The following is a 10028-nucleotide window of genomic DNA, read 5'->3' as shown; positions in this document are numbered from 1 at the left end:
AAGATATCATGCAGGGTCGAACGGACCATCTGTATGGGTAGTGAACTGCTTGGTCATGGTCGGAAGATCATGGCTAGGTAATAAGGTATCCATATAGGTGTAAGGTAGATCGTTATGTTCTCGATTATTTTTTGTTGCTGGAGATGATTATTATGTCTAAAAGAAAATTAGTTGTCCCTGAAGCAAGAGATGCACTTGAACAATACAAAATAGAAATGGCTAATGAATTAGGAATTACTAACTATAATCCAAATGACAATGGTTATCTTGCTTCATATCATACAGGACATATAACAAGAAAACTTGTTGAAATGGCAGAAAAACAACTAGCAGACCAATATAATGACTCACATTAGACTAGCATTTAGCTATTAGCTTTTAGCTAAAAAATTTAAAACACATACAAGTAAACAGGTAGAAAATAATTCAAAATATAACATTATTGAGGGACAGGTGTCCCTCAATAATGTTATATTTTTATTCGCCTTTAATTAATTTCTTTATCTCTTCTGTATCAGCTAGTCTACCTGCTACTTTTACTTCACCATCTATTACAAGTCCTGGTGTTCCCATAACTCCATATGACATAATCTCTTTAATATCTTTTACCTTCTCAATTGTTGCATCAATACCTAATTCTTTTACTGCCTCCTTTACATTTTCTTCTAATTTGCTGCACTTTGCACATCCCATTCCTAAAACTTTGATATCCATTTAAAAACCTCCTTATGTTTAATTTTTATATTAATAAATGAGCTATTCCATTAAATAAGTAACCAACTAAAACTATTCCTATACCCGTTATTGCAACAAATACAGCTATAAGTTTTGGCTTTATTACTTTTCTTAATAGAATCATCTCAGGTACAGATAACGCTGTAGTTGCCATCATAAATGCCATGGCTGTTCCTATACCTACTCCTTTAAGTATCAGTGCTTCAGCTATTGGTATAGTTCCTAAAGCATTTGAATATAACGGTATAGCTACTATAGTTGCTACAAATACAGCTAATGGATTATTAGGGCCCGCATATTTTGCTAATATTGGAGCTGGAGCCCAACCATGAATTAATGCTCCTATTCCAATTCCTATTAATATAAACTTCCATACTCTACCCACTATCTCTTTTACATTTTCTACTGCAAACTTTATTCGTTCTTTTCTAGTTAACTCTTTTATCTCACTATCTCCTACCTTCATTTGATATACATATTCTTCTACTTGCTCTTCTAAATGAAGCTTGTCTATTACTACTCCTCCTACTACTCCTACAATTACACCTGTTATTACATAAACCACTGCTATCTTCCACCCAAATGTACCTATTAATATAGCAACTGCGGCTTCATTAACTATTGGTGAAGTTATTAAAAATGAAAATGTAACTCCTATTGGTATTCCAGCCTCTACAAAACCTATGAACAATGGTACTGATGAGCATGAACAAAAGGGTGTCACTATTCCTAATAATGACGCCATAATATTACCGGTTATGCCACTAAATTTTTCTAAAGTCTTTTTAGTTTTTTCAGGTGAAAAATAGCTCCTAATATAAGAAATTATAAAAATCATAATTCCCAATAAAATAATTATCTTTACTGTATCATAAATAAAAAAATGTAAACTTGAACCTAGCTGAGTATCTATAGATATATTAAATACATTCTCGACTAACATTTTTACTAAATTATATAGCCAAGTGAATTTGAAAATTTCTGTTATAAATTTTAACATTATACTACCTCCTAATTTTTTTAGTCATTTTCTCTATGTCACTCAATATCATATCTTCAATAAGCTTAATAACTTCTAATACTTTTTCATTCTTTATACTATATAAAATCTTAGAGCCATCCCTTTCTGAAATAACTATACCCGCATCCTTTAATACCCTTAAATGCTGTGATAAATTTGATTGACTAAACTCTACATCTGCATTTAGTTCGCATACACATAAAGTGCCTTCACTTAATTTTTTAACAATTTTAAGTCTTATAGGATGTGCCAATGCTTTAAGTATCTTGACTTCCATTTCTTCAAAATTCATGTAATCACCTTCTTATATTTCGTTTTAGCATTTTAGAATTTTCTAATATTATTATATTGTAAGCTTGTTAAATTGTCAATAAAAAAAGACGGCTAAAGGTCGTCTTTTAGGTGGTATTTATTCACATACTTAATACATGCATCAGTAGCTCACATTTAAATGTGAGCTAAATAGTCACCTCTTCACTTTTGGGTCAACTCCCGTAGCTCCCTTTGTATCTATTTGATTCATATCCTTTCCTATTTTCCCAGACCTATTTGTTTCTTCATCTTTATTTCTAATTCTTCTTGTCTTTTTCCGAATTTTCTCTGACACACTATCACCTCCACTATTAGTATCTGCATTCATATTAAATTTAATAAAAAGTAGCTAAAGCTACTTTTAGATACTAGGCACTCGGTACTAGATACTAGAAATACAATTAAAACTATAATCCATAAAAAATCAAGGAAAATAATGTTATTGAGGGACGCCCACGTCCCTCAATAACTGAATAATACAAACTTAAATCACCTTCTCTATATCAAATAGGGAATCTAATACTAGCCAATTTTGAGGAAAATAACTCATTATAGTCCAATAGCTTACTCCACCGAGGTTATATTCATTTACAAGCTCTAATTTAGCCTCAATGCTACGAGCATCCTCAAACCATACTTCGTGCTGTCTAGCATTCTGGTCATAATAGTTAAAATAAGGTGCTTGTGCTGTTTCGTCATACTTAATAAATGCTCCTACTCTTCTTGCAAGATCTACTGCTCCCGTATTAGTAACAGTTCTTGCTGCTGAACCCCTAGTATATGGTAATGTCCAATCATATCCATAATTCGGTATTCCCATGAAAATTTTTTCTCTTGGTATTGCCGTTACTGCATAATCAATGACTCTTCTTACTTCATTTATTGGCGCTACTGCTCTAGGTGGACTGTAAGTGTATCCCCATTCATATGTCATCAAAATGACATGGTCCACTAATTCTCCATGTACTGGATAATCATGTGCTTCATATAATAATCCCGGTTGGTCCGCTGAAGTTTTTGGAGCTAATGCAGTTGTTACTATATATCCTAATTCATTTAATCTTGGAACAATTTTTCTTAGAAAATTATTGTAGGCTTCTCTATCCCGTGGATATATAAATTCAAAATCTATGCCTAATCCATAATAGTTTTTATTCTGTAGTGTTTCTATTACATTATTTATCAAAGTCTCCTGTACTTCTTCATCATTTAATATTGTACTTGCTAAATCACTGCTAAACCCACCTTCTTCACTTATGTTTGTTATAACCATAAGGGGAGCAACATTTGCTTCTCTAGCAGCTTGAATTAGCTCTTCATCTTCAATTTGTTTTAAACTTCCATCTGAATTAACTTCATAACTAAAAATACTGAGATAAGTTAGGTATGGAAGTGTTTTTCTTAAAACTTCTCTGTCAATGTTCGGAAATGCATAACCATTTACTTCTATAGTACCGTATTTTCTAGTTTGAACTGGTATAGTTAACACTTGACCAGGAAATATCTGTGCTGGATTCGTAACTTGTGGATTAGCATCCAATATTTCTTGTACACTTACCCTATAACGTCTAGATATTGTGTATAAGGATTCCCCTGGGGCTACTACATGGGTTCTAACCTCATCAAGTATAACTAAAGTTTGTCCTACTACCAATTGATTGGGATTAGTCAGTTCATTATCTGAAATTATTTTACTTGGCGATACCCCATACTGCTGTGCAATGCTATATATACTCTCACCTGGCTTAACGACGTGAATAACCAAAAATATCCCTCCTTTTACTTTCGTCAATTTAATATATGTAAGTGAGGGACATTTGGTCACAAAAAACAGTTCTGTAAAAACTTTGACCAAGTCTACAGAACTGTTTTTTAACCTTAGTTATATTTTAAATTTCTTTAATTGATTACTTAGTTTTGTTGAAAGTTGATTTAGATTTTCAGCTGCTTTAGCCACTTCTTCTACAGCTGTAGATTGCTGCTGAATTGTAGCACTCATTTCCTCTGATGCCGCTGCTGTTTCTTGAGATACTGACGATATGTTTTCTATCGCTTTTACTATCTCTTCTTTATCTCTATTTATATCCTCAATAAATTTATTCATTTCATTAATTCTTTCTGCCATATTTATAATTGATTCTGAAATTACTTCAAAAGAATCATTTACTTTTGTCACTGAATCTGTTTGTTCTTTTGACCTCTCTTTTACCGACTTCATAATCTCTACTGTATTGTTACTTTCTTTTTGTATACTTTGTATTATGCCTCTAATTTCATCTGATGCCTGTGCTGATTCCTCTGCTAACTTTCTTATTTCATCTGCAACTACTGCAAATCCTCTTCCATATTCTCCTGCTCTTGCTGCTTCTATTGAAGCATTTAAAGCCAATAAGTTAGTTTGTTCTGCAATGGAACTTATGCTTTCTAATATCTCACCAATATTGCCTATATTATTAACTAACTCGTTTATAGCATGTTCTATTCTCTCTGTTTCTTTACTGTTTTCTTTTGACTTTTTCTTCAGACCCTCTACTACTTCTATTCCTCTAGAATTTACTACTGTCATTTCATCTGTATATGTTTTTACTTCGTTTGAGCCTTCTCCTAATTCCATTAACTTTTGTGAAAGTTTATTAATAAGAGCTGCTGATTTTTCTGTATCTGTGGCTTGTTCAGAAGCTCCTCTAGCTATTTCTTCAACTGTAGTTGCTATTTCATCTGCTGATGCACTTGTTTCCTCGGATGTAGCAGCAAGACCCTCAGCTGATGCTGTAACCTCTGAAGAAACATTTTGCATTTCCTGTGCTAATGCTGATAAGTTATCTATCATTAAATTAAATCCTTCTGATAATGCTCCTATTTCATCTTTAGAGTCTATTTTTATTCTTGTTGTTAAATCTCCATTCTTAATTTTTTCCATGTTTTCAGCTAATTTTTTAATAGGATTTGTAATAGTTTTAGAGTAAAAATATGATGCTAATATAATTAATATTATAGCCGCTATTCCAATTAATAAAGTATTTCTAAGTAAAACAAATGATTTATCCTGAATTTCATTCACATAACTTATAGCTAATACTCTCCACCTTAGCTTATCTATAGTAGTGAAAACTGCAAATTTTTTCTGTACTTCATCATCCTCTTCCCTAACATACTCTACATCACCCTCATCATTATTTTTAAGGGCGTTAGATAACTCTTCAATAGGAACTTTTTGCCCTATTAACTCTTTATCTGGATGAATTAAAATATCCATATTACTATCAACAGCTAAAATATATCCTTTATCCCCTATTTTAACTCCTGTTAACTCTTTACTTAATTCATCTAGTACTAAATCTACGCCTACTACTCCTACAAATTTATTTCCCTTTTCTTTGTCATAAACTGGTTTTGACACTGTAACTACTAGCTTATTAGTTGCAGTATCCACATAAGGGTTTGTCCATGCTAATCCGTTGTTCTCCACAGCCTTTTTATACCATTCTCTAGTAGTAGGATCAAAGCCTTCTGGAAGCTCTACTTCTGGATAAATATATAATTCTTTATCCTTTGTAGCTAGATATACATTTGTCACATTATCATATGCATTCACATAACTTTCAAATGTCTTCATCATCCATTGTTCTGACTCTGCATATCTATATACTACCTGAACATTTGGGTCATTTGAAATCATCGAAACGCTTTCCTCTATTCCGATTAAATAGTTCATAATTGATTGTTTTGCTTGTTTTACAACTTCAAGAGAGGATTCCTTTAAGCTTTGCTTAAATAATTGTACTGATGTAAGATATGAACTACTCCCTAGTATTAATAATGGTATAACAACGAACACAATAGACATTAGCATCAATTTTGTACCAATATTCTTTTTAAACTTTACTTTTGACTTAGCTTTCATGTCTATTTCCCCTCCTTTAAATTATCATCGTTTATATTTTCGACATAATTTTCTGTTTTCCTTTTTTATTCGACATTTTTTTAACTTTTTATTTAATAAAAAATCACTAGTTTATCTATCGGCTTCATTAAAATATAATATTTTGTTAGCACATAATAAACCTTTTAGAATAATTTAATTAGTAGATAAATATATAAGGAGGTTTATTATGGATTATTATACAGTTCCTATTGGACAGCATAAGCTACCTCCATTGCCTTATTCTTATGATGCATTAGAACCTATAATTGGAGCTGAAACTTTAAAACTTCACCACGACAAACATCATAAAACATATGTGGAGGGTTTAAATAAAGCAGAGTTAGAGCTTCAAAAGGCCCGTAAAGAAAGAAATTTTGACTTAGTTCAACATTGGGAAAGAGAATTAGCTTTCAATGGTTCAGGTCATATTTTCCATAGTATATATTGGACTATAATGGCACCTATTAACTGCGGTGGACAACCGGGACCATATACTACTAGTCAAATAATAAACTCCTTTGGAAGCTTTCAAGCCTTTAAGGATCAATTTATTAATGCTACTACACAAGTAGAAGCATCTGGGTGGGGTGTATTAGCTTGGAACCCTGCTTGGAGAAGACTTGAAATATTGACAGCAGAAAAACATCAAAATCTTACTGAATGGGGTGTAATACCTATATTAGTAGCAGATGTATGGGAGCATGCATATTATCTAGATTATCAAAATAAACGTAAAGAGTATTTAGAAAAATGGTGGAATTTGATTAATTGGTATGAAGTAGAAAGAAGACTTCTTTTAGCTATGCAAGGTCAACTTCCTTTAACTTTATAAAAGCGACTAAAGTCGCTTTTATAAAGTTATCCTTATTATAACTCAAAATCCTGTATTCCCTTATTTAAATCCTCCGATAGTTGCGATAGATTTTCCGCTGACCCTGCTATCTCTTCCATAGCTGCTGATTGCTCTTGTGTTGATGCATTTATATTATCTGAACTACTTGCTATCTCTAGCATATATTCTTCAGTTTTTTCTACTCCTGCTTTTATTATTTCTAATTGTTTAACTGTATTATTTAATGCTTCTTTTCCTTCTTTTACTACATCTTTAACCACACTCATTGACTTATACGAATTATCTGCTCCTTCTAATACCTGACCAATAATTGTCTGCACTTGACTTGTTGCATTTTTTGACTCTTCTGCTAATTTTCTTATCTGCTCTGCTACAACCGCAAACCCTCTTCCTGACTCTCCTGCTCTCGCTGCCTCTATAGCCGCATTTAATGCTAAAAGATTAGTTTGTTCTGTTATTCCTGTAATTAAATCTAATATCTTTTTTATCTCTTTTCCTAATTCATTCATCTTTAATACCATTTTATTTGATTCCTCTACTGCCTCTTCAATCATGTCCATTTTTTCAATAGCTATACTAGAAGCCACTTGTCCTTTTTTAGCTGTTTCACTTGTATCGTCACTTATTTTCTTTCCTTTCATAGTTATATCCAATACTTGATTAGTATAGCTAGCTAATTCCTCTATGGCACTTGTTGATTCTTCTGAAGTTGCAGAAAGCTGTTGTGACGATGCACTTACATTTAAAGCAGCCTCTCTAATGCTATTTAAAAGCTCTTTTTCTCTTGTTATATCCCTAAGGATTTCCAATCCTCCATCTGGATTTCCTTCGCTATCATATAATCCTGATGCAGATGCTAATACAGTAACATCCTCACCTTTTTTATTTTTTATGATAACCTCTTCCTTTTTTATACAACTTCTTATCCTTATACATTTCTCTACTGCACAATCTGCACAAATAGATGCTCTGAAAATCTCATTACACTTCTTACCTAATACTTCGCTTTCCGAATAACCTGTAAGCTCCTCCATAGACTTGCTCCAGAATATTATGTTTCTGTCATTATCTCTAACAAAAACTGGATCAGGCATTGCTTTTAAAATGTCTTGTACCTTTGTTTCATTTTTTTGTGCATGGGTAATTAAATATTGAACCTGATTTAATTTGTTTTCACTGGAAATTCGTTCATATTCTTTTTGGGTTAAGTTTTCCTTAAAGTATTTATCTAGTGCTTTATTTATGGATTTTAAATTTTTATTATAAAACATAGGCCTTTCCCCCCTTATAATGTATTTATTATAAATAAAATTAATCCAACATAAGCACATTTTATGTATTTCTACATTATTCGACATTTTTCCTCTTTTTTTATATATTTTTCATTAGGTAAATTTTTACAAAATAAAAAATGCAACTAATGTCGCATTTTAGGTACAAAGTACTTGGTGCTGAGTACTAGTTTATGACATGACTCGCAAACATATAAGGGGCTGGATACATCCAGCCCCTCATCTTCTTTTACGTATTTTATTACTCTTTCATTTTAATTTTTAATTTCTTAAGACCCCCTTATGCCATTTCTGTTTTAGTAAATGTATTTAATGAATAAATTAATGCTGGTATAAGTACTAATTGTATAGCTATACCTGGAAGTCCAGTTACAACAGAACCCTTTACAAATACAAACGGAGCCATTTGTACTCCAAATAAGTTGGCTAAAATAAATACTACTATACCTGCTACTACTCTTCCAGATATCATAGATAAAATAAGAGACAGAACTATTGATAGCCTAAATTTTCTAACTGCTAGTGAAGCAATAATTCCGTATGTACCTAATTCAAATGCCATAATTACAGCCATTGGATACATTGGTGGCATACCAGTAAGTAATCCACTTAATAGTGGTGTAATTATTCCTACTATTAATGCTAAATAAGGAGATAAGAAAAATCCTCCTACCAGTACTGGTATATGCATAGGTAAAAATACCTTCCCTAAGATTCCAAAACTATGGAAAATCATTGGTAATAAAATTCCTAATGCCAGTAATAACCCTCCTGTTATCAATTCCCTTGTTTTTTTACTCTTTTCCATTTTAATTCCTCCTTACAAAAAATTAAACCATGAAAGCTTCCTTCTTGGAAAAACCTTCATGGTTTTATTTCTCATTCAATATTTGTTTTACTTTTTCACAAATTTCATCAAAGAGAGAACTGAGTTTCTTAGCCTCTACTCCTACTACGTTAATATTACATTTGTTTATTGGTAGCAACAACTTTAAAGCTTCACTGCTGGCTATTGCCTCTGCCATTTTAGGACTTACTTCTCCCATCATAGCATTTGCAACCATTATCGCTATAGGTCCAATTATTATATCTACTTTCTTGGACATCCATACTATTGCATTTTCTCCAGTAGCTCCATCGTCAGCTCCAGCTTTAAGCATATTAGTTGTTGCTTGAGAATTCGTTCCCAAAACGATGATTTCTACATCATCATTATTCAAAGACTTCAGTCTTTCTACAATTTGGCGTCCTATACCGCCACCTTTACCGTCAATTACCGCTATTTTCACATTATGCACCTTCTTTTATGCTGTCTAGAAATAAAGATATTCTTTTAAGTAATTCATCGGTATCATCAATATTTTGTGATAGCTTTTCTACTGGACACATATCTGTCTTATCTCTATTCTTTATGTATGGTGTACTCTTTTCAAAAGTAAAAATAATGTCTTCTTCTTTTAATACTTCTATAGCCCTTTCAGAAATAAGATATGTATTCAGCTCTTTAACTTTTCCATATATACATAGCTTTGCTGCCGCCTTTCCTATCACTTTATCGGCAACACTAGAACCTTCAAGGTTCTCTTTAAGTTCACTCACAGCCATATACATGGGCTTTATACCCTTTTCCCTACTTGAAAATAACACTTTTCCATCTTTAACTATAGCTATTGCTAAATCTTCCTCTTTCAAGAGGCTTTTTGCTATTTCAATGTCTTTCATATGTACTACTCCTATATAAAGAATTTTATTATATGATATCAATTTTTTTCTAATTTATCAATATTATATAGATACTTTTTGACTATTGAGTGAACTACTCGCCATTGTAATGGCAAGCTTCGGAGTCGCAAGTTAAAAACTTGCTACCTCTCTGGCACGCCCTACACC

Annotated in this window: 12 protein-coding genes; 2 read left to right on the top strand and 10 right to left on the bottom strand. The window is 32.3% G+C overall.

Annotated features, from left to right (window positions below):
- The first annotated feature begins 152 nt into the window (after positions 1-152).
- Positions 153-356, top strand: coding sequence for an alpha/beta-type small acid-soluble spore protein (locus tag L21TH_RS08370; protein ID WP_006314034.1), 204 nt, complete (start codon positions 153-155; stop codon positions 354-356).
- Positions 357-477: 121 nt separating this feature from the next.
- On the opposite strand, the gene L21TH_RS08365 is transcribed toward L21TH_RS08370, so the two are convergent.
- The 6 genes from L21TH_RS08365 to L21TH_RS08345 all read right to left on the bottom strand — a co-directional run bounded on the left by L21TH_RS08365 (position 478) and on the right by L21TH_RS08345 (position 5972).
- Entirely contained in the window at positions 478-714 is a 237-nt protein-coding gene (locus tag L21TH_RS08365; protein WP_006314033.1) for a thioredoxin family protein, read from the bottom strand.
- A gap of 25 nt (positions 715-739) precedes the next feature.
- A complete protein-coding gene (locus L21TH_RS08360; RefSeq protein WP_006314032.1) occupies positions 740-1735 on the bottom strand; it encodes a permease in 996 nt (331 codons plus the stop codon).
- Positions 1736-1739: 4 nt separating this feature from the next.
- A complete protein-coding gene (locus L21TH_RS08355; protein WP_006314030.1) occupies positions 1740-2048 on the bottom strand; it encodes an ArsR/SmtB family transcription factor in 309 nt (102 codons plus the stop codon).
- Positions 2049-2222: 174 nt separating this feature from the next.
- Positions 2223-2363, bottom strand: coding sequence for a hypothetical protein (locus L21TH_RS14300; protein ID WP_006314028.1), 141 nt, complete (start codon positions 2361-2363; stop codon positions 2223-2225).
- Positions 2364-2552: 189 nt separating this feature from the next.
- Positions 2553-3833: a glycoside hydrolase family 18 protein gene (locus L21TH_RS08350; RefSeq protein WP_006314024.1), complete on the bottom strand. Its 1281-nt coding sequence runs from the start codon at positions 3831-3833 to the stop codon at positions 2553-2555.
- Positions 3834-3950: 117 nt separating this feature from the next.
- Positions 3951-5972: a HAMP domain-containing methyl-accepting chemotaxis protein gene (locus tag L21TH_RS08345; RefSeq protein ID WP_006314022.1), complete on the bottom strand. Its 2022-nt coding sequence runs from the start codon at positions 5970-5972 to the stop codon at positions 3951-3953.
- A 208-nt stretch (positions 5973-6180) separates the two neighbouring features.
- Between L21TH_RS08345 and L21TH_RS08340 the strand changes: the two genes are divergently transcribed.
- Complete coding sequence (locus L21TH_RS08340; protein ID WP_006314020.1) at positions 6181-6825, top strand: superoxide dismutase; 645 nt, start codon at positions 6181-6183, stop codon at positions 6823-6825.
- Positions 6826-6860: 35 nt separating this feature from the next.
- Here L21TH_RS08340 and L21TH_RS08335 read toward each other — a convergent pair whose 3' ends face one another.
- The 4 genes from L21TH_RS08335 to L21TH_RS08320 form a co-directional block, all read right to left on the bottom strand.
- Positions 6861-8117: a methyl-accepting chemotaxis protein gene (locus tag L21TH_RS08335; RefSeq protein ID WP_006314018.1), complete on the bottom strand. Its 1257-nt coding sequence runs from the start codon at positions 8115-8117 to the stop codon at positions 6861-6863.
- A 301-nt stretch (positions 8118-8418) separates the two neighbouring features.
- Positions 8419-8946 carry an ECF transporter S component gene (locus L21TH_RS08330; protein WP_006314016.1) on the bottom strand — a complete coding sequence of 176 codons (528 nt, stop codon included), beginning with the start codon at positions 8944-8946 and terminating at the stop codon, positions 8419-8421.
- Positions 8947-9010: 64 nt separating this feature from the next.
- On the bottom strand, positions 9011-9427 hold the full coding sequence (locus L21TH_RS08325) for a DUF3842 family protein (protein WP_006314014.1): 417 nt from the start codon (positions 9425-9427) through the stop codon (positions 9011-9013).
- Between the two features lies 1 nt (position 9428).
- Positions 9429-9860, bottom strand: coding sequence for a DUF1893 domain-containing protein (locus L21TH_RS08320; RefSeq protein ID WP_006314012.1), 432 nt, complete (start codon positions 9858-9860; stop codon positions 9429-9431).
- Positions 9861-10028 lie beyond the last annotated feature (168 nt).

The sequence above is a fragment of the Caldisalinibacter kiritimatiensis genome, assembly GCF_000387765.1.
Classification (GTDB): domain Bacteria; phylum Bacillota; class Clostridia; order Tissierellales; family Caldisalinibacteraceae; genus Caldisalinibacter; species Caldisalinibacter kiritimatiensis.
Note: the sequence above shows the minus strand (reverse complement) of the source record. Positions and strands in the feature narration are given on the sequence as shown.